General features: G+C 72.7%; 16 protein-coding genes and 1 riboswitch. Of the genes, 5 read left to right on the top strand and 11 right to left on the bottom strand.

The features are described from left to right. Positions 1 to 87: 87 nt before the first annotated feature. Positions 88 to 717 (top strand): uridine kinase family protein, encoded by a 630-nt coding sequence (locus tag IE180_RS29410; protein WP_190159987.1) that lies wholly within the window; start codon positions 88 to 90, stop codon positions 715 to 717. Positions 718 to 1037: 320 nt separating this feature from the next. Beyond that, positions 1038 to 2945: an AAA family ATPase gene (locus IE180_RS29405; protein ID WP_190160033.1), complete on the top strand. Its 1908-nt coding sequence runs from the start codon at positions 1038 to 1040 to the stop codon at positions 2943 to 2945. 150 nt (positions 2946 to 3095) lie between these two features. On the opposite strand, the gene IE180_RS29400 is transcribed toward IE180_RS29405, so the two are convergent. The 10 genes from IE180_RS29400 to ribD form a co-directional block, all read right to left on the bottom strand. Continuing rightward, positions 3096 to 4148 carry a hemolysin family protein gene (locus tag IE180_RS29400; protein WP_190159986.1) on the bottom strand — a complete coding sequence of 351 codons (1053 nt, stop codon included), beginning with the start codon at positions 4146 to 4148 and terminating at the stop codon, positions 3096 to 3098. Further along, on the bottom strand, positions 4145 to 5638 hold the full coding sequence (locus IE180_RS29395; protein WP_229861002.1) for a hemolysin family protein: 1494 nt from the start codon (positions 5636 to 5638) through the stop codon (positions 4145 to 4147). The genes IE180_RS29400 and IE180_RS29395 overlap by 4 nt, the downstream gene beginning before the upstream one ends. 241 nt (positions 5639 to 5879) lie before the next feature. After that, positions 5880 to 6332: a PH domain-containing protein gene (locus tag IE180_RS29390; protein ID WP_190159985.1), complete on the bottom strand. Its 453-nt coding sequence runs from the start codon at positions 6330 to 6332 to the stop codon at positions 5880 to 5882. Positions 6333 to 6387: 55 nt separating this feature from the next. Next, positions 6388 to 7236, bottom strand: coding sequence for an ATP phosphoribosyltransferase (gene hisG, locus IE180_RS29385; RefSeq protein ID WP_190159984.1), 849 nt, complete (start codon positions 7234 to 7236; stop codon positions 6388 to 6390). A 60-nt stretch (positions 7237 to 7296) separates the two neighbouring features. Then, positions 7297 to 7569 carry a phosphoribosyl-ATP diphosphatase gene (locus IE180_RS29380; protein ID WP_030551960.1) on the bottom strand — a complete coding sequence of 91 codons (273 nt, stop codon included), beginning with the start codon at positions 7567 to 7569 and terminating at the stop codon, positions 7297 to 7299. Positions 7570 to 7604: 35 nt separating this feature from the next. After that, positions 7605 to 8090, bottom strand: a complete 486-nt coding sequence (ribH, locus tag IE180_RS29375; protein WP_024760819.1) for a 6,7-dimethyl-8-ribityllumazine synthase — start codon at positions 8088 to 8090, stop codon at positions 7605 to 7607. Between the two features lie 31 nt (positions 8091 to 8121). Continuing rightward, positions 8122 to 9399, bottom strand: a complete 1278-nt coding sequence (locus tag IE180_RS29370) for a bifunctional 3,4-dihydroxy-2-butanone-4-phosphate synthase/GTP cyclohydrolase II (RefSeq protein WP_190159983.1) — start codon at positions 9397 to 9399, stop codon at positions 8122 to 8124. Continuing rightward, on the bottom strand, positions 9396 to 9986 hold the full coding sequence (locus IE180_RS29365) for a nicotinamide mononucleotide transporter family protein (RefSeq protein WP_190160032.1): 591 nt from the start codon (positions 9984 to 9986) through the stop codon (positions 9396 to 9398). The genes IE180_RS29370 and IE180_RS29365 overlap by 4 nt, the downstream gene beginning before the upstream one ends. Before the next feature lie 44 nt (positions 9987 to 10030). Beyond that, positions 10031 to 10639 (bottom strand): riboflavin synthase, encoded by a 609-nt coding sequence (locus IE180_RS29360; RefSeq protein ID WP_190159982.1) that lies wholly within the window; start codon positions 10637 to 10639, stop codon positions 10031 to 10033. Between the two features lie 2 nt (positions 10640 to 10641). Beyond that, on the bottom strand, positions 10642 to 11721 hold the full coding sequence (ribD, locus tag IE180_RS29355; protein ID WP_190159981.1) for a bifunctional diaminohydroxyphosphoribosylaminopyrimidine deaminase/5-amino-6-(5-phosphoribosylamino)uracil reductase RibD: 1080 nt from the start codon (positions 11719 to 11721) through the stop codon (positions 10642 to 10644). A 172-nt stretch (positions 11722 to 11893) separates the two neighbouring features. Continuing rightward, positions 11894 to 12024: riboswitch (FMN riboswitch) on the bottom strand. 246 nt (positions 12025 to 12270) lie between these two features. Here ribD and IE180_RS29350 point away from each other — a divergent pair. Further along, positions 12271 to 14634, top strand: coding sequence for a chitinase C-terminal domain-containing protein (locus tag IE180_RS29350; protein ID WP_190159980.1), 2364 nt, complete (start codon positions 12271 to 12273; stop codon positions 14632 to 14634). A 268-nt stretch (positions 14635 to 14902) separates the two neighbouring features. Here the strand turns inward: IE180_RS29350 and IE180_RS29345 are convergent, their stop codons facing one another. Further along, a complete protein-coding gene (locus IE180_RS29345; protein WP_190159979.1) occupies positions 14903 to 16027 on the bottom strand; it encodes an ROK family transcriptional regulator in 1125 nt (374 codons plus the stop codon). 151 nt (positions 16028 to 16178) lie between these two features. Here IE180_RS29345 and IE180_RS29340 point away from each other — a divergent pair, with 151 nt between their 5' ends. Beyond that, positions 16179 to 17393: an MFS transporter gene (locus tag IE180_RS29340; RefSeq protein WP_190159978.1), complete on the top strand. Its 1215-nt coding sequence runs from the start codon at positions 16179 to 16181 to the stop codon at positions 17391 to 17393. A 110-nt stretch (positions 17394 to 17503) separates the two neighbouring features. Beyond that, positions 17504 to 18898 carry a uracil-xanthine permease family protein gene (locus IE180_RS29335; RefSeq protein ID WP_190159977.1) on the top strand — a complete coding sequence of 465 codons (1395 nt, stop codon included), beginning with the start codon at positions 17504 to 17506 and terminating at the stop codon, positions 18896 to 18898. Positions 18899 to 18909: the final 11 nt, after the last annotated feature.

Here is an 18909-nt window from a genome sequence, read left to right as displayed (position 1 = left end):
TCGCGTCGCCGCACCAATATTGGTCTTCACCACTGGCGGCGGCGCCTCGCTGACCTGCGGCGGTCCCCGCTCCCCTACGCTGGGACCATGAACGACCTCGACCGCGCGGCCCACGCGCTGCTCCGGCTGCCGCCCTCCTGCGGACCGGTCCGGCTGGTGGCGGTCGACGGCCACGCGGGCTCCGGCAAGTCCACCCTGGCGGCCCGGCTGTCCGCCGCCCTCGGCGACGCCCCGGTCCTCCACCTCGACGACCTCGCCACCCACGAGGAGCTCTTCGCGTGGACCGGCCGGCTGCGGGAGCGGGTCCTGGAGCCGCTCTCCCGGGGCGGGACCGCCTCCTACCGCCCGTACGACTGGGCGCTGCGGCGCTTCGGGGAGGCGCGGGTGCTGCCCGCGGCCCCGGTGGTGCTCGTCGAGGGCGTCGGCGCCGGCCGGCGGGTGGTGCGGCCGTTCCTGGCGCGGCTGCTGTGGATGGAGCGCGCCGCCGAGGACTCCTGGGCGCGCGGGCGTCGGCGGGACGGTCCGGAGCAGGCCTCCTTCTGGGACGGCTGGACCGTGGCGGAGACTCGCCATTTCGCCGAGGACCCCTCCCGGCCCTTCGCCGACGCCCTGGTACGGGAGTGCGGGGAGGGGTACGACTGGCTTCCCGGGCCGGCCGTGACAGCGGGCGCGCACCAGATCATCACGCACGGTGACGGCTTCCCGTCGGTGATCTGAGGGGGTGGAAGTCCGCTTCCGCAAGTCCCCCAACTTCGCTTGACCGAGGGGCCGTACAGGTCTTACGTTCTGAATGTGCGGCTTTTCGGAGCCGCCGCGGATACGAAGCCCCCGGTTGTTCCCCCGTGATCGGGGGCTTCGTTCTGCCCTCGGGAGCCCCCTCCGAGCCCCCTTCCACTCCCTTCACGCCCCTTGACGCTCACCCAGGGTCACCGATTTCGGATCATGCGCTTCTCCTTAATCGCGCACCCCCTGCGCAGGTACGATGCCCCCAGGTGCGGTCAAATCCCGTCCATGCGATGACGGTTGTGGGGGACCCGATGGACATCGGCACGCAGGGCTCACAGGCCCCGGCCGAGCTCGCCTGGCTGCGCGGAGTCGACGCCTACACGATGGGCGCGTATCCGCAGGCGGAGGACGAGTTCCGGACGGCGGTACGGATCGACCCCGGGATGGCGGACGCCTGGCTCGGGCTGCACGCGCTCCGGGTCGACACCACGACCGCGCTGCTGCGCATGTACCGCAACCGCGACCGCTTCGGCGAGCAGCGGAACCGGTACCGCCGCCCCCTCAACTCCTGGTACTGGCTCGGCTGGTGGGTGCAGCCGGTCCTGGAGAGCCCCCGCGACCTGCTGCTCGCGCACGCCTCCCACTGGCTCGACGGCCGCCACGTGCCGGAGCTCGACCGGGCCCTCGCGGGTCTCCCCCCGGTCGACACGGACCCTCAGGTGCGTTTCCTGCACGCCTGCCGCGCCTATCTCGTCAAGGACTGGGACCAGCTCGTCCGGCACACCGAGACCCTCGTCGACGACCCGCTGCTCGGCATCGAGGCCGGGCTCTTCGGCGGCATGGCCCGGGTGCGCCTGGAGATGTACAGCCAGGCCGAGCCGCTCCTGTCGGCCTCGCTGATGCGGTGCCGCAGCGAGCAGCCGCAGCGCAAGGAGCTGCGCTACTGGCTCGCCCGCGCCCACGAGGGCACCGGGCGCAGCGCCGCCGCGCTGCCCCTCTACCGGGCCGTGCACCGGATCGATCCCGCGTTCATGGACACGGCCGCCCGGCTCGCGGCGATCGCCGAGTACGACGGCTTCGAGGGCTACGACGGGGTGGACGACCCGGCCGGGCTCGCGACCGTCGCGATGGGCACCCTCGGCGGGGGCCTCGGGCAGGACGCGGTGGACACCGTGCCGGGCACCGAGCCCGAGGCGGGTGGTCTCGGCGACGGACTGCGGCTCGCGCCCGAACCGGTGCCGCCGGCCGCCCCCGTCACACCGCCGGAGACCGTACGGCAGAAGGCCCCGCTGCCCGGGCAGCGCTTCCCGGCCGGGCCCACCGACCCGGTGCTCCTCGCGGAGGCGCTCGCCGAACTGGAGGGCATGGTCGGGCTCGAACCGGTCAAGCGCCAGGTCAAGGCGCTCTCGGCGCAGCTGGAGATGGCACGGCTCCGGGCCGGGCAGGGCCTTCCGGTCCAGCCTCCCAAGCGGCACTTCGTCTTCTCCGGCCCCTCGGGCACCGGGAAGACCACGGTCGCCCGGATCCTCGGCCGGGTGTTCTACGCACTCGGGCTGCTCGGCGGCGACCACCTCGTGGAGGCCCAACGGGCCGACATGGTCGGCGAGTTCCTGGGTCAGACCGCGGTCAAGGCCAATGAGCTGATCGACTCGGCGGTCGGCGGGGTGCTGTTCGTGGACGAGGCCTACGCGCTCTCCAACACCGGCTACAGCAAGGGCGACGCCTACGGGGACGAGGCCCTCCAGGTGCTCCTGAAGCGGGCCGAGGACAACCGCGACCACCTCGTGGTCATCCTGGCCGGCTACCCCGAGGGCATGGACCGGCTGCTCAGCACCAACCCCGGGCTGTCCTCCCGGTTCACCACCCGCGTCGACTTCCCCTCGTACCGCCCGCTGGAACTCACCGCCATCGGCGAGGTCCTCGCGGCGGCCAACGGGGACTGCTGGGACGGGGAGGCCCTCGACGAACTCCGCTCGATCAGCGGACACGTCGTCGACCAGGGCTGGATCGACGAGCTCGGCAACGGCCGCTTCCTGCGCACCCTGTACGAGAAGTCCTGCGCCTACCGGGACCTGCGGCTCTCCGGATACCCGGGGACCCCGAACCGGGAGGACCTCGCCACCCTCCGGCTCGCCGACCTCATGCAGGCGTACGGCGAGGTCCTGTCGGGCCGCGGTCCGGTCGACCGCGGCCCGCAGCAGGAGCCCCCGGGGTACTAGGGGGCACCGGGCCCCGGGCCCGGGTCGGCGGATCCCCGGCCTCGGGTCCGCCGACCCCCGGAGCGCCGACCCCCGGGGTCGGCGGACCCCGGAGCGCCGGAGCACCGGAGCACCGGAGCACCGGAGCACCGGGTCAGCCGACTCCCCCGGTCACCGGGCCGTGCGCGCCGGGGCCGGCTGGACGCGGTGCGCCGGGTCGCGGACCTCGCCCACCAGCATCTCCAGGACGTCCTCCAGGGCGACCAGGCCGAGGACCCGGCCCGAGCCGTCCGCGACCTGCGCCAGATGGGTGGCGGCGCGGCGCATCACGGTGAGGGCGTCGTCGAGCGGCAGCTCCGCGCGGAGCGTCGCCATCGGGCGCCACAGCCGCTGCGGCACCGCCCGCTCCCGCTCCTCCAGGTCCAGGACGTCCTTCACGTGCACGAAGCCCATGAAGGTCGTCCGGCCCTCGGCGCGGACCGGGAAGCGGGAGTACCCGGTCCGCACGGTCAGCTCCTCGATCTCGCGCGGGGTGACCGACGGCGGGACCGTGACGAGGGAGCCGTGGGCGATGAGGACGTCCGTCACCGGGCGGCTGCCCAGTTCGAGGGCGTCCTCCAGACGCTCCTGCTCGGCCGGGTCGAGCAGCCCCGCCTGGCCCGCGTCCTCCACGAGACGGCCGAGCTGGGCGCTGGTGAAGACCGCCTCCACCTCGTCCTTCGGCTCGACCTTGAACGCCCGCAGGACCAGCCGGGCGCAGGCCCCGAGCGCGGCCGTGACCGGCCGGCAGAGCCGGGCGAAGCCGACGAGGGCGGGGGCGAGCCAGAGGGCGGTGCGCTCGGGGTCCGCCATCGCCAGGTTCTTCGGGACCATCTCGCCGATGACGAGGTGGAGGAAGACGACCGCGGCGAGGGCGATGACGTAGCCGAGCGGATGGATCAGCCCCTCCGGGACGCCGACCGAGTGGAAGACCGGCTCGAGGAGCCGGGCGACGGTCGGCTCGGCGACGGCGCCGAGCGTCAGGGAGCAGACGGTGATGCCGAACTGGGCGGCGGCCATCATCTGCGGCAGGTTCTCCAGGCCGTGCAGGACCTGCTTGGCCCTGGCACCGCCGAGCGGCTCGATCTGACTGCGCCGGACGGAGACGAGGGCGAACTCGGCCCCGACGAAGAAGCCGTTGGCGAGGACCAGGAGGACGGCGAGGAGGAGTTGCAGGGTGCTCATCGGCCCGCCTCCGCGGGAACGGGCACCGGGGCCGCGCCCACCGCGTCCGAGCCCGGCCGGCAGGCCGGGGCCCTGGCCGACTCCGGGCCGGAGACCGACGCCCCCACCCGACTCGTGTCGAGGACCGGTGCCCCCACCGGGTCCGGGCCGGAGGCCGGTGTCCCGGTCGGGTTCGGGTCGGGCGCCGTACGGACGATCCGGACCCGCTCGGCGCGGTAGCGGTCGACCTGGCGGACCGAGAGGCGCCAGCCGGGCAGCTCGGCGCGGTCCCCGGGGGCCGGAATGCGCCCGAGGAGGTCGGCGACCAGTCCGGCGACGGTCTCGTACGGCCCGTCGGGCACGTCGAGGCCTATCCGGCGCAGGGTGTGGACCCGGCAGGAGCCGTCGGCCTCCCAGGCGGGGCGGCCGTCCTCGGCGGGCGCCGCGGCCAGCTCGGGCCGCCCGTCGGCGGCGGTGTCGTGCTCGTCGCGGACCTCGCCGACGAGCTCCTCCACGATGTCCTCCAGGGTGACGACCCCGGCCGTGCCGCCGTACTCGTCGACGACCACCGCGATCGGCTGCTCCCGGCGCAGCCGCTCCAGGAGCGTCTGGGCGGGCAGCGTCTCGGGGACGAGGAGCGGCGGGACCGCGATCCTTCCGACGGGGGTGCGCAGGCGCGCGTGCGGGGCGACGGCGAGCGCGTCCTTGAGGTGGACCATGCCGACGATCTCGTCGATGCGGTCCCGGTAGACCGGGAAGCGCGAGAGGCCGGTGGCCCGGGTGAGGTTGACGACGTCGGCCGCGGTGGCGTCCGACTGGAGGGCGCTCACCTTCACGCGCGGGGTCATGACCTGCTCGGCGGTGAGACCGCCGAGGGTCAGGGTCCGTACGAAGAGGTCGGCGGTGTCCTGTTCGAGCGCGCCGGCCTGGGCGGAGTGCCGGGCCAGCGAGACGAGCTCGCCGGGGGTGCGGACCGAGTCCAGCTCCTCGGTGGGCTCGACGCCCAGGAGCCGTACCAGCCGGTTGGCGACCCGGTTGAGCAGGGAGATCACCGGCCGGAACAGCGCCGAGAAGCGGCGCTGCGGGGTGGCGACGAAACGGGCGACCTGGAGCGGCCGGGAGACCGCCCAGTTCTTCGGGACCAGCTCGCCGACCACCATCTGGACGGCGGAGGCGAGCAGCATGCCGACCACCACCGAGATCCCGGAGACGACCCCTTCGGGCAGTCCGGTCGCGGTGAGGGGCCCGTGCAGCAGCCCGGCGAGCGCGGGCTCGGCGAGCATGCCGACGACCAGCGAGGTGATCGTGATGCCGAGCTGGGTGCCGGAGAGCTGGAAGGACAGCTCGCGTAGCGCGGTGACGACGGTGCGGGCACGCCGGTCGCCGTCGGCCGCCGCCCGCTCGGCCTCGGCGCGCTCGACGGTCACGAGACCGAACTCGGCGGCCACGAAGAAGCCGTTGGCGAGGATCAGGAGGAAGGCCGCGAAGAGCAGCAGAAGAGAGATGATCATGCCGCCGCCTCCGGGGAGGGGGCGGCGCGGGTACTACCGGACGATCCGTCCATTGCTGGAGGGAGTCACTCCTCGGGTCGAAGGGTGGTCTCGCGGGCCGCGGCAGCGGCCCTGCACACGCGAGACGGTGGTGCCGCTCGGCACCACCGTCTCCAGAGTAGTCATGGGAACGCCGCGAGGGGCAGGGGGTCGGCCCCGGATGGGGGACGGACCCGGGTTCGCCCCGGTCCGTCCCGGGGTCTCAGCGGGTTTCCGAGCCCGTCCCGTGACTGTCCGCGAGGGCCCGCAGGGCGCGGGCGTCGCGGATCGCCGCTTCCCTGGCGATGCCGGGCTGGATGCCGAGCGCCGGAAGGCTGGTGCCGTCGCTGAGGTCGAGGAAGACCCAGGGGTCGCCGGGGCGGAGGTTGACCTTGAGGATCTCCGCCCAGGCGAGGCGCCGGGTCCTGACGATGTTGACCACCGTGACGCCCTCGTCGTCGGCGACGACCTTGGGGCGGCTGAGCAGGACGAGGACCCCGGACAGCAGCGCGGCGGTGAAGACGAAGGTGGCGCGCTCCCCCGGCCCCAGCCGCTCCAGCATCATCGCGACGGCGGTGATGACCACGAAGATCGCGACGCTCATGGTCAGCAGGACGGCCCGGGTGCGCCCGGGCCGGAAGGTGACCGGGAGGGCGGGCGGTGCGGTCTGGGACATCGGGGGTTCCTCGGTGCCTGAAGGTGCCTGAAGGTGCGTGCGGGCCTGTCGGCCGTCAGAGGCGGCAGGCGTGGATGGCGGTGGTGAGGATGGCGCGGGCACCGATCTCGTACAGGTCGTCCATGATCCGCTGCGCCTCCTTGGCGGGGACCATCGCGCGGACGGCGACCCAGCCCTCGTTGTGCAGCGGGGAGACGGTCGGCGACTCCAGGCCGGGGGTGAGGGCGACGGCCTGCTCCAGGTGCTCGGCCCGGCAGTCGTAGTCCATCATCACGTACGAGCGGGCGACCAGGACGCCCTGGAGGCGGCGCATGAACTGCTGCACCTGCGAGTGGTCGTCCGAGGCGCCGTGGCGGCGGACGACGACGGCCTCGGAGGTCAGGATCGGCTCGCCGATGACCTCCAGGCCCGCGTTGCGCAGGCTGGTGCCGGTCTCCACGACGTCCGCGATGACCTGGGCGACGCCCAGCTGGATCGCGGTCTCGACGGCGCCGTCGAGGTGGACGACGGAGGCGTCGATGCCCTGGTCGGCGAGGTGCTTGGCGACGATGCCCTCGTAGGAGGTGGCGATCGTCATGCCGCCGAAGTCCTCGGGGCCGTTCGCGGTGCCCGGGCGGGTGGCGTAGCGGAAGGTGGAGCGGCCGAAGTTCAGCGCGAGGATCTCCTCGGCGCTGGCTCCGGAGTCCAGGAGCAGGTCACGGCCGGTGATGCCGATGTCCAGCTTCCCGGAGGCGACGTAGATCGCGATGTCCTTCGGCCGCAGGTAGAAGAACTCGACCTCGTTGTCGGGGTCGATGACCACGAGCTCCTTGGACTCCTTGCGCTGGCGGTAGCCGGCCTCATGGAGCATTGCCGACGCAGGTCCGGAGAGGGAACCCTTGTTGGGGACGGCGATGCGCAGCATGGGGTGGGCTTCCTTTGCCTGGGAGTTCTGGGGAGGGTGTGGAGCTTTTCCGGGTGGTGCTCAGAGGTGGGCGTAGACGTCGTCGAGCGAGATCCCGCGGGCGACCATCATCACCTGGACGTGGTACAGCAGCTGCGAGATCTCCTCGGCGGCCGCTTCCTTGCCCTCGTACTCGGCGGCCATCCAGACCTCTGCGGCCTCCTCGACGACCTTCTTGCCGATGGCATGGACGCCCTTGTCCACCAGTTCCGCGGTGCGGGAGGTGGCCGGGTCGCCGGTCTCTGCCTTGAGCTTGAGCTCCGCGAAGAGCTCTTCGAAGGTTTTGTTCGCCATGATGGTCCTAAGAGTACGGGGTGAGGGTCGCGTGACTAGCGCCAGGGTTCGCTGACCGTGCGCAGCGTGGTGGCGGTGGCGACGGCGGCGGTGACGGCCTCGTGGCCCTTGTCCTCGGAGGATCCTTCGAGGCCGGCCCGGTCGAGCGCCTGCTCCTCGTTGTCGACGGTGAGGACACCGAATCCGACGGGTACGCCGGTGTCGATCGAGACCTGGGTGAGGCCGTGGGTGACGCCCTGGCACACGTACTCGAAGTGCGGCGTTCCGCCGCGGATGACGACGCCGAGCGCCACGATGGCATCGTAGCCGCGTCCCGCGAGGACCTTCGCCACGACCGGGAGCTCGAAGCTGCCGGGGACGCGCAGCAGCGTCGGCTCGTCGATGCCGAGCTCGCTGAGGGCGCGCAGGGCGCCGTCGACGAGACCGTCCATGATCTTCTCGTGCCACTGCGCCGCGATGACCGCGACCCGGAGGTCGCCGCAGTTCTTCACGCTGAGGACGGGTGCGCCCTTGCCGCTCATGTCTCTCCTAGCCGATTTCGTACGTACGTGCTTACTGGTTGCCGCAGGTGGAGGCCGGGGAGCCGTCCAGCCAGGGCAGGTCGTGGCCCATCCGGTCCCGCTTGGTGCGCAGGTAGCGGAGGTTGTGCTCGCCGGCCTGGACCGGCATGGGCTCCCGGCCCTCGACCCGGAGGCCGTGCCGGGTGAGGGCGTCGATCTTGTCGGGGTTGTTGGTCAGCAGGCGGAGGCTGCGGACGCCGAGGTCCCCGAGGATCTGCGCGCCGGCCGCGTAGTCGCGGGCGTCGGCGGGCAGTCCGAGCTCCAGATTGGCGTCGAGGGTGTCGCGACCGCGTTCCTGGAGCTCGTACGCGCGCAGCTTGGACAGCAGGCCGATGCCGCGGCCCTCGTGGCCGCGCAGGTAGACGACGACGCCGCGCCCGGCCTCGGTGATCCGCTCCATGGAGGCCTGCAGCTGGGGGCCGCAGTCGCAGCGCTGCGACTGGAAGATGTCGCCGGTCAGGCACTCGGAGTGGACCCGGACGAGGACGTCCTCGCCGTCGCCGATCTCGCCGTGGACGAGGGCGACGTGCTCGACGCCGTCGACGGTGGAGCGGTAGCCGTACGCGGTGAACTCGCCGTGCGCGGTGGGGAGCTGGACCTCGGCCTCGCGGCGGACGGTCGGCTCGGCGGAGCGGCGGTAGGCGATCAGGTCCTCGATGGAGATGATCGTCAGGCCGTGCTTGCGGGCGAACGGGACGAGCTCGGGCAGCCGGAGCATGACGCCGTCCTCGCCGGCGATCTCGACGATCGCGCCGGCCGGGCGGAGGCCCGCGAGGCGGGCGAGGTCGACGGCGGCCTCGGTGTGTCCGTTGCGGGCGAGGACGCCGCCGGGCTTGGCCCGCAGCGGGAAGATGTGGCCGGGGCGGACGAAGTCGCCGGGCTCGTGGCGGCCGGAGGCCAGCATCCGCAGGGTGGTGGCGCGGTCGGCGGCGGAGATGCCGGTGGTGACGCCGTGGGCGGGGGACGCGTCCACGGAGACGGTGAAGGCCGTGCGCATCGACTCGGTGTTGTGCTCGACCATCTGCGGGAGTTCGAGGCGCCGCAGCTCCTCCTCCTCCATGGGGGCGCAGATCAGGCCGCGGCACTCGCTCATCATGAAGGCGACGATCTCGGGGGTGGCCTTCTCGGCGGCGATGACGAGGTCGCCCTCGTTCTCGCGGTCCTCGTCGTCGACGACGACGACGGGGCGGCCGGCGGCGATGTCGCGGACGGCCTGCTCGACGGGGTCGAGGGCCAGGTCGGTGGTGTCCCAGATCGGAAGCGCGCTCATGCCGTGGCTCCTTCCAGAGCGGAGGTCGTGCGCGTCCGGAGCCACCAGTCGCGCATGCCCCAGATGACGAGGGCGAAGTAGATGACGTAGACGAGGCCGGAGAAGGCGAGGCCGCTGTCGAAGGCGAGCGGGACGCCGACGAGGTCGACGAGGAGCCAGGCGAACCAGAACTCGACGAGGCCGCGGGCCTGGGCGACCATCGCGACGAGGGTGCCGACGAAGATGTACGCGTCGGCCCAGGGGCTCCAGGAGAGCGACGGGTAGAGGGTGAAGAGGCCGCCGACGGCGAGGGTGCCGAGGGCCGCGCCCGCCAGGAGCAGTCCGCGCTCCTTCCAGGTGGCGAAGCGGACGGCGATGGAGCCGTCCTGGGCCTGCTGCTTGCCGCGGTTCCACTGCCACCAGCCCCAGGCGGCGACGCCGATGACGAGGAGCTGCTTGCCGACGCCGCCGGAGAGGTGGGCGGAGGCGTAGGCGCCGACGAGGATGACGCCGGAGAGGAGCTGGGCGGGCCAGGTGAGGATGGAGCGGCGCCAGCCGAGCGCGAGGGCTATGAGGCCGATCGTGTTGCCGATCATGTCGGACCACATGATGTGCTGGCCGAGGACCGCGAACGCCTCGGAGTTGAGCCAGTTCACTTCTCGTTCTCCTTGGCGTCGGTGCCGAGCAGCCGCTCGACGTACTTGGCGATGACGTCCACTTCGAGGTTGACCGGGTCGCCGGACTGCTTGGTGCCGAGCGTGGTCAGGTCGAGGGTGGTCGGGATGAGGCTGATGGTGAACCAGTCGTCGGCGACCTCGACAACGGTGAGGCTGACGCCGTCGACCGTGATCGAGCCCTTCTCGACGACGTACCGGGAGAGGTGGGCGGGCAGCCCGACCTTGACCAGTTCCCAGTGCTCGGACGGGGTCCGCTCCAGGATGGTGCCGGTGCCGTCCACGTGGCCCTGGACGATGTGGCCGCCGAGGCGGCCGCCGACGGCCATGGGCCGCTCCAGGTTGACCCGGGAGCCGACTTCGAGGGCGCCGAGGCTGGACCGCTTGAGGGTCTCGGCCATGACGTCGGCGGTGAACTCGCCGTCGCCGAACTCGACGACCGTGAGACAGACCCCGTTGACGGCGATGGAGTCGCCGTGCTGGGCGCCTTCCGTGACCAGGGGGCCGCGCAGCCGGAAGCGGGAGGCGTCCTCCAGCTGCTCGACGGCGACGACCTCGCCCAGTTCTTCGACGATTCCGGTGAACACGGTCAGGCTCCCTTGAGGGTGGCGGTGATGCGGAGGTCGGATCCGATGCGCGCGGTCTCGGTGACGTCGAGCCGCAACGCCTCGGTGAGGGTGGAGATTCCGGCGTCGGCGAGGGCGGTGGGGCCCGCGCCGAGGAGGACCGGGGCGAGGTAGCCGACGACCTGGTCGACGGCTCCCGCGGCGACGAAGGCGCCCGCGAGGGTGGGGCCGCCTTCGAGGAGGACGGAGCGGACGTCGCGCGCGTGCAGCCGGGCGAGCAGCTCGTGCACGCCGACGCGACCGTCGTGCAGGGGCAGCCGGAGCAGTTCGACGTCGGGCAGGTGCCGGGTGTCGGCGTCCTCGCCGACGACCAGCAGGGTGGGCGCGGCGTCGTCGAGGATCCGGGCGGTGGGCAGGAGCTCGGCGCGGGTGTCGAGGGCGACCCGCAGCGGCTGGGTGGCGTTCTCGACGCCGCGGACGGCGAGGTGCGGGTCGTCCGTGCGCAGCGTCCCGCCGCCGACCAGGACGGCGTCGGCCTCGGCGCGCAGCCGGTGGACGTCGGCGCGGGACTCGGCGGAGCTGATCCAGCGGGAGGTGCCGTCGGCGGCGGCGATCCGGCCGTCGAGGGTGGCGGCGTACTTCCAGCGGACGAAGGGGCGGCCGCGGCGCACGGAGGTGAGCCAGGCGATGTTGCCGGCCTCGGCCTCGGCCTCCAGGAGGCCCTGCTCGACCTCGACCCCGGCGGCGCGGAGGGTGGCGGCGCCGCCCGCGGCCTGCGGGTTCGGGTCGCCGACGGCGTACACGACCCGGCTGATCCCGGCCTCGATCAGGGCCTGGGAGCAGGGGCCGGTGCGGCCGGTGTGGTCGCAGGGTTCGAGGGTGACGTACGCGGTGCCGCCGCGGGCCAGGACACCGGCCGCGCGCAGGGCGTGGACCTCGGCGTGGGGGCCGCCGGCGCCCTGGTGGAAGCCTTCGCCGACCTGGTGGCCGGAGGCGTCGGTGATGACGCACCCGACGACCGGGTTGGGGCTGGTGGCGCCGAGAGCGCGTGCGGCGAGCTCGACGGCGCGTCGCATGGCGGTGGTGTCGGCCTGCTGGGCCACCGGGTCCTCCTGCCTCTTCGGGCACGGACTCCGGGGCCTGTCGATGACGACAGAGAGCGGGTACGACGCTTCGCACGGGGTGCGCCGGTACGGCCGGAGGTCCACGGGTACGCCGACGAACTGCGGCGACCAGCGGACGTACGGCCGGCACACCCCTGGAAGGGGTCGCCCGCCGCGCACTGCCTCCCATCCGGACTTTCACCGTCGGTCCAGGAATCTCACCTGGTCAACCGGCCGCTGGCTTGCGGACGGGTCGCGGACTATACCGCCGGTTCGGAATTACACCGACCCCGGAGTGCGCTGCTGCTGATACAGGGCCAGTGTGCCACGGCCCGCGAGGGGCGAGCGGCCGGAACCCTGTGGGCTGGCTCACAGGCTCCCCTGAAGGGCCCTTGTGGTCCAGACCTATTGACGCACTGGTCTAGTCCTCTTAATCTCCGTGTCACCTCCGAGGTAACGGTCCGTCGGCGTGCGCACTCCCCGGGCCCAACACGTACCACCCCCTTGTTCGTTGCGTGTTTTCTTCCCCTCCCCGAGGAGGACCCGATCGTGCTGTCCCCCACGACCAAGAGAGCCTCGCTGCTCGCGTCCGGTGCCGCCGTCGCCGGGCTGCTGCTCAGCTCGCTCTCCGGCGGCGTCTCGTACGCCGCCGACAACGAGTCCTGTCGCCCCGACGGGCTCTACAAGACGCCCGGCGTCGACGTCCCGTACTGCTCGGTCTACGACACCGAGGGCCGCGAGAAGATGGGCGCGGACCACCAGCGCCGGGTCATCGGCTACTTCACCGGCTGGCGCACCGGCAAGAACGGCCAGCCCGCGTACCTGGCCAAGGACATTCCGTGGGACAAGATCACCCACATCAACTACGCCTTCGGCCACGTCGGCGGCGACAACAGGCTCTCCGTGGGCACGGACGGCCCGGAGAACGCCGCCACCGGAATGACCTGGCCCGGTGTCGCCGGCGCCGAGATGGACCCCGCGTACCCCTACAAGGGCCACTTCAACCTGCTCAACAAGTTCAAGAAGCAGCACCCGAACGTCAAGACGCTGATCTCGGTCGGAGGCTGGGCGGAGACCGGCGGCTACTTCGCCGACAACGGCGACCGGGTGAACTCCGGCGGCTTCTACTCGATGGCGACCAACGCCGACGGTTCGGTCAACCAGGCCGGGATCGACACCTTCGCGACCTCGGCCGTCGACTTCATCCGCAAGTACGGGTTCAACGGCGTCGACATCGACTACGAGTACCCGACCACGATGAAGGACGCCGGCAACCCGCTGGACTGGCAGCTCGCCAACGCGCGCCGCGCCGGACTCGTGCAGGGCTACGCGGCCCTCATGAAGTCCCTGCGCGAGAAGCTGGACACGGCCGGTGCCGCCGACGGCAGGCACTACCTGCTGACCGTCGCCGCCCCCTCCTCCGGCTACCTGCTGCGCGGCATGGAGACGTTCCAGATGCAGAAGTACCTGGACTACGTCAACATCATGTCCTACGACCTGCACGGCGCCTGGAACGAGTACGTCGGCCCCAACGCCTCCCTCTTCGACGACGGCAAGGACGGCGAGCTCGCCGCGGCCAACGTCTACGGCTCCTCGCAGTACGGCTCCCTCGGCTACCTCAACACCGACTGGGCGTACCACTACTTCCGCGGCTCCATGCCGGCCGGCCGCATCAACATCGGCCTGCCCTACTACACCCGCGGCCACAAGAACGTGCAGGGCGGCACCGACGGCCTGTGGGGCAAGGCCTCCGCGACCACCTGCCCGGCCGGGTCCGGCCTGACCAAGTGCGGCGACGGCGCCACCGGCATCGACAACCTCTGGCACGACAAGGACACCAACGGCGCCGAGTCCCCCGCCGGCTCCAACCCGATGTGGCACGCCAAGAACCTCGAGAAGGGGATCGTCGGCGACTACGTCACCCAGTACGGCTTCCCGGCGAACACCACGCTGACCGGCACCTACGCCCGCAAGTACGACGCGACCCTGGTCGCGCCGTGGCTGTGGAACGCCGAGAAGAAGGTCTTCCTCTCCACCGAGGACGAGCAGTCCGTGGCCGCGAAGGCCGACTACGTGGTCGCCCGCGGCATCGGCGGCACCATGGTCTGGGAGATGGCCGGCGACTACGCCTGGAACGCCGCCAAGGGACAGTACGAGATGGGCTCCACGCTCACCTCGCTGATGTACGACAAGTTCAAGGCGGCCACCCCGTACGGCGCGAAGAAGTCGAACAAGGCGCTGCCGACGCAGGCCGTGAAGATCGACACGCAGTTCACCGAGTTCAAGCTGGGCGACTCGAACTACCCGATCACGCCGAAGATCAAGATCACCAACAACACGGCGACGACCCTGCCCGGCGGCACGGAGTTCCAGTTCGACTACGGCACCTCGGCGCCGGGCAACGCCTCCGACCAGTCCGGCTTCGGCACGAAGGTCATCAGCAGCGACCACACGGGCTCCAACGTGGGCGGCCTGAAGGGCGACTTCCACCGCGTCTCCCTGAAGCTCCCCGCCTGGCAGTCGCTGGCCCCGGGCGCGACGATCGACCTGGCCTTCAACTACTACCTGCCGGTGTCCACCCCCTCCAACTGGACGGTGAACGTCAACGGCACGACGTACGCCCTCGCCGGTGACCTGGCGCGCGGCACGACGGTCGTGGAGCCGGGCACCACCGCCCCGCCGACCACGCCCCCGACCACTCCGCCCACGACCACGCCTCCCACCACGCCCCCCACCACCCCGCCGCCCACCACGGGCTGCACCGCCCCGGCGTACGTGGCCGGCCAGGTCTACACCGGCGGCTCGCTCGTCTCCCACAAGGGCCACACCTGGAAGGCCCAGTGGTGGACCCAGAACGAGGAGCCGGGCACGACCGGCGACTGGGGCGTCTGGAAGGACCTCGGCGCCTGCTGAGCCCGGGCGGGCCGACGCCTCGCTGACGCACCCCTCCCACGACCCCCGGCGGCGACGCTCACGGCCCTTGCCGCCGCCGGGCCCACCGCGCCGCGCCCCCCCCTGTCCGGGGCGCGGCGCGGTGGCGTTCCGGCGCCGGGCCCGGGTGCGGCGGCGTCCCGGCTCCCCGCGTTCCGACGCCCGACGTCCCGACGTCCGGCGCTCCGACGCCACGCGCCCTCGCTCCTCGCCCCTCGCCCCTCGCGTTCCCGCTTCCTCGGGCCCCGGCCTACGGGAACAGCTCGTCCTGGGCCGCGTCCCGTGCCCGGAGGAGGGCGCCGCGGAGGACCGCCGCGTCGCCGAGGGCGGTCGGGCGGACCTCCGTGCGGAGGGGGGAGAGTCCCCCCAGTTCCGCCTCCACGCGCGCGGCGAGCTCCGCGCCGCCCGCGTGGCCGGTCTCCCCGGCGAGGACCACGCAGCCGGGGTCCAGGACGGAGACGACGGCGGCGGTGCCGACGGCGAGGCGGCGGGCCAGGGCGTCGAGGAAGGGGCCGTGCCCCGAGGCGAGCGCGTCGGCCGGGTCGAGCCCGTGGGCGGCGGCGAGGGTCCCGACGGCCGCCGCGCAGGCCAGCTCGTGGAAGCCGCCGTCGCAGCCGGTGGCCGAGGGGAGTCCGGAGGTGCCGGGAACCGGCAGGAAGCCGATCTCCCCCGCGCCGCCGGAGGCTCCGCGGCGCAGCCGGCCGTCGAGGACGACGGCGGCGCCGACGCCCTGGCCGAGCCAGAGCAGGACGAAGTCCTCGCGGTCGCGGGCCGCGCCCTCGCGGAGCTCGGCGACGGCGGCGAGGTTGGTCTCGTTCTCGACGAGGACGTGGGCGGGCAGCCGTTCCTGGAGGACGCCGACGAGCCGACGGTGCCAGGCGGGCAGCCCCGAGGAGTCGCGCAGTTCGCCGGTGGCGGGGTCGATGAGCCCGGGGGCGCCGACGGCGACGCTGTGCAGGCGGTCGGCGCCCGCCTCCCCCACGGTCCGCTCCAGGAGCGCGACCGCCTTCTCGACGGCGGGTCCCGTGCCGCTGTCGTCGCCGACGGGGACGGAGGCCTCGGCGAGCGTGGTGCCGAGGAGGTCGGCGACGGTGACGGAGACCGAGCGGGTGCGGACGTCGAGGGCGGCCAGGTGGGCGCGGTCGGCGACGATGCCGTACAGCTTGGCGTTGGGACCGCGGCGGTCGGCTCCGGCCTCGCCGACGACGTGGACGAGACCGGAGTCCCGGAGCCGCTCGACGAGGTCGGCGACGGTCGGGCGGGAGAGTCCGGTGAGCGTCTTGAGCTGAGTGGCCGTCAACGGGCCTTCGTCCTGGAGCAGTCGCAGGGCGAGCCGGTCGTTGATGGCCCGTGCGGTGCTCGGGGATGCGGCCATGCGGTGATCCTCTCAGACGCGCGGGGAGCGGAATCGCCTTCCGCGGTCTATTTATCAGGCAGGGTTCCTGATAGTTTACGCGGCACACCACGGCACGCGCATGCCCCGGCGTGCGCACGCCCCCGGCACACCATGACCCCAGGGAGGGCCCATGGCGGCGGAGACCGTCACCAGCACCGATCGCCTCCGGCGGGCGCGCTTCGCCGTCGCCGGCGTCTTCTGCGTCCACGGCGCGGTCACCGGCAGCTTCGCCACCCGGATCCCCTGGATCCAGGAGCACGCGGGCGTGAGCGCCGGACAACTCGGGCTGGCACTCGCCTTCCCCGCGCTCGGCGCCTCCCTCGCGATGCCGCTCGCCGGGGCCGTCTCCCACCGCTTCGGCGCCCGCACGGCGCTGCGCGGCCTGCTCGCCCTGTGGACCCTCTCGCTCGCGCTGCCCTCGCTGGCCCCGAACGTCTGGGGACTGTGCGGCGCGCTCCTCGTGTACGGGGCGACCGCGGGCATGTCCGACGTGGCGATGAACGCGCTCGGCGTCGAGACCGAGAACCGGCTCGGCAAGTCCATCATGTCGAGCCTGCACGGCATGTGGAGCGCCGGAGCCCTGCTCGGCTCCGCCGCCGGCACGGTCGCCGCCCACCTCGGCGGCGACGCCCGGCTGCACCACCTGATCGCCGCCCTCGCGCTCACCGCGCTCGGCCTGGTCCTCTGCCAGGGCGTGCTCGACGTGCGCGGCGCCCCGGAGGAGGAACCGCCGCCGCGCTTCTCGCTGCCGCCGAGGTCCGCGCTGGTCATCGGCGCCATCGGCTTCTGCGGGGTCTTCGCCGAGGGCGCCAGCCTCGACTGGTCGGCCGTCTACCTCCGGGACGAGCTGGACACCTCGGCGGGGCTCGCGGCCGCCTCCACCACCGCCTTCGCGCTGACGATGGCGGTGGCGCGCCTCGCCGGCGACCGGGTGGTGGACCGCTTCGGGGCGGTCCGTACGGTACGGGTCGGGGGCGCCGTCGCCACCCTCGGCGGGGTCCTGGTGGTCCTCGCCCCGCACGCCGCCGTCGCGATGGCCGGATTCGGGCTGATCGGGCTCGGGATCGCGGTCGTCGTCCCCCTGGCCTTCGCCGCCGCCGGGCGCAGCGGCCCGAACCCGAGCCAGGCCATCGCGGGCGTCGCCACCATCACGTACACCTCGGGCCTCATCGCCCCCTCGGCGATCGGCGGCATCGCCGACGCGACCTCGCTGGTCTTCTCCTTCGGTCTGGTCACCCTGCTGGCCCTGGGGCTGGTGCTCGGCGCGGGCGTGCTCAGGACCGGAGGACGGGAGACGGCCTCGGGGAAGCCCGCGCCCGCGAAGAGCCCCGGGCCGGTGGGGTAGCGCACGGGCCCGGCGTCCCGAAGGCCCGGGTCCGGCGGCGGCACATAGCATGTGGCTGATCTTTTGCGGTCCCGACGCGGCCGCCGGAACCGGAGAACGGGAGCGACCTCATGAACCTCGGCGTGCGCTGGACCCTGCACGGCGACGGGAGAACACCCGCTCCGGGAGCCGTCGTCCGCCCGGACGAGCGGCTCTCCTGGCCCCGCACGGTCGGCCTCGGCGCCCAGCACGTGGTCGCGATGTTCGGGGCGTCGTTCGTCGCCCCGGTGCTCATGGGCCTCGACCCGAACCTCGCGATCATGATGTCCGGCGTCGCCACCGCGATCTTCCTGCTCGCGACCCGCGGCACCGTCCCGTCCTACCTGGGCTGCTCGCTCTCCTTCGTCGGCGTCGCCGCCGCCATCCGGGCCTCGGGCGGCACCAGCGCCACCGTCACCGGCGCGGTCTTCGTCGTCGGCGGGGTGCTCTTCCTGGCCGGCCTCGCCGTCCGGAGGTTCGGCGCACGGATCATCCACGCGGCGATGCCGCCGATCGTGACCGGCGCGGTCGTCATGCTGATCGGCTTCAACCTGGCTCCGGTCACCGCGTCGACGTACTGGCCCCAGGACCAGTGGACGGCCCTGCTGGTGATGCTGTTCACCGGTCTGGCCGTGGTCTGTCTGCGCGGCTTCTGGTCCCGGATCGCGATCTTCCTCGGCCTGATCTTCGGCTACGGCATCTCCTGGATCTTCGACCTCGTCTTCGGCCGGATCCACTCGCAGTCCGCGAGCGGCCAGGTCACCGACCACTGGCGGCTCGACCTCTCCGGCGTCGCCAAGGCCGACTGGGTCGGTCTGCCGTCCCTGCACGGCCCCAGCTTCGAGTGGTCCGCGATCCTGGTCGCGCTGCCCGTCGTCATCGCGCTGATCGCGGAGAACGCCGGACACGTCAAGGCCGTCGGCGAGATGACCGGCGCCTCGCTGGACGACCGGCTCGGCACCGCGATCGCCGCCGACGGCGTCGCGTCCATGCTCTCGACCGGCGTGGGCGGCCCGCCCAACACCACGTACTCCGAGAACATCGGCGTCATGGCCGCGACCCGGGTCTACTCGACCGCCGCCTACTGGGCCGCCGCCGGCTTCGCGCTGCTCTTCGGCCTCTGCCCCAAGTTCGGCGCGGTCGTCGCCGCGATCCCCGGCGGCGTCCTCGGCGGCATCACCGTGATCCTCTACGGCATGATCGGCCTGCTCGGCGCCCAGATCTGGATCAACGCCGGGGTCGACCTGCGCAACCCGCTCAACCTGGTCCCGGCCGCCGCCGGCATCATCATCGGCGTCGGCGGCGTGAAGCTGACCTTCACCGACACCTTCGAACTGGGCGGCATCGCGCTCGGCACGATCGTCGTCATCACCGGCTACCACGTGCTGCGGGCCTTCGCCCCGGCCCACCTCAAGACGCAGGAACCGCTCCTGGACGCCGGCACCAGCTCGTACGAGACGGACGCGGACGACGCGTCGAAGAACTGAGTGATTCGCCC

Origin of the sequence: Streptomyces litmocidini, assembly GCF_014649755.1 — a bacterium.
GTDB lineage: Bacteria > Actinomycetota > Actinomycetes > Streptomycetales > Streptomycetaceae > Streptomyces > Streptomyces litmocidini.
Note: the sequence above shows the minus strand (reverse complement) of the source record. Positions and strands in the feature narration are given on the sequence as shown.

Excerpts from the sequence above, each read along its gene's own strand:
- IE180_RS29410 (WP_190159987.1), top strand. The coding sequence starts at position 88 with ATGAACGACCTCGACCGCGCGGCCCACGCGCTGCTCCGGCTGCCGCCC.
- IE180_RS29405 (WP_190160033.1), top strand. The coding sequence starts at position 1,038 with ATGGACATCGGCACGCAGGGCTCACAGGCCCCGGCCGAGCTCGCCTGG.
- IE180_RS29400 (WP_190159986.1), bottom strand. The coding sequence starts at position 4,148 with ATGAGCACCCTGCAACTCCTCCTCGCCGTCCTCCTGGTCCTCGCCAAC.
- IE180_RS29395 (WP_229861002.1), bottom strand. The coding sequence starts at position 5,638 with ATGATCATCTCTCTTCTGCTGCTCTTCGCGGCCTTCCTCCTGATCCTC.
- IE180_RS29390 (WP_190159985.1), bottom strand. The coding sequence starts at position 6,332 with ATGTCCCAGACCGCACCGCCCGCCCTCCCGGTCACCTTCCGGCCCGGG.
- hisG (WP_190159984.1), bottom strand. The coding sequence starts at position 7,236 with ATGCTGCGCATCGCCGTCCCCAACAAGGGTTCCCTCTCCGGACCTGCG.
- IE180_RS29380 (WP_030551960.1), bottom strand. The coding sequence starts at position 7,569 with ATGGCGAACAAAACCTTCGAAGAGCTCTTCGCGGAGCTCAAGCTCAAG.
- ribH (WP_024760819.1), bottom strand. The coding sequence starts at position 8,090 with ATGAGCGGCAAGGGCGCACCCGTCCTCAGCGTGAAGAACTGCGGCGAC.
- IE180_RS29370 (WP_190159983.1), bottom strand. The coding sequence starts at position 9,399 with ATGAGCGCGCTTCCGATCTGGGACACCACCGACCTGGCCCTCGACCCC.
- IE180_RS29365 (WP_190160032.1), bottom strand. The coding sequence starts at position 9,986 with ATGTGGTCCGACATGATCGGCAACACGATCGGCCTCATAGCCCTCGCG.
- IE180_RS29345 (WP_190159979.1), bottom strand. The coding sequence starts at position 16,027 with ATGGCCGCATCCCCGAGCACCGCACGGGCCATCAACGACCGGCTCGCC.
- IE180_RS29340 (WP_190159978.1), top strand. The coding sequence starts at position 16,179 with ATGGCGGCGGAGACCGTCACCAGCACCGATCGCCTCCGGCGGGCGCGC.
- IE180_RS29335 (WP_190159977.1), top strand. The coding sequence starts at position 17,504 with ATGAACCTCGGCGTGCGCTGGACCCTGCACGGCGACGGGAGAACACCC.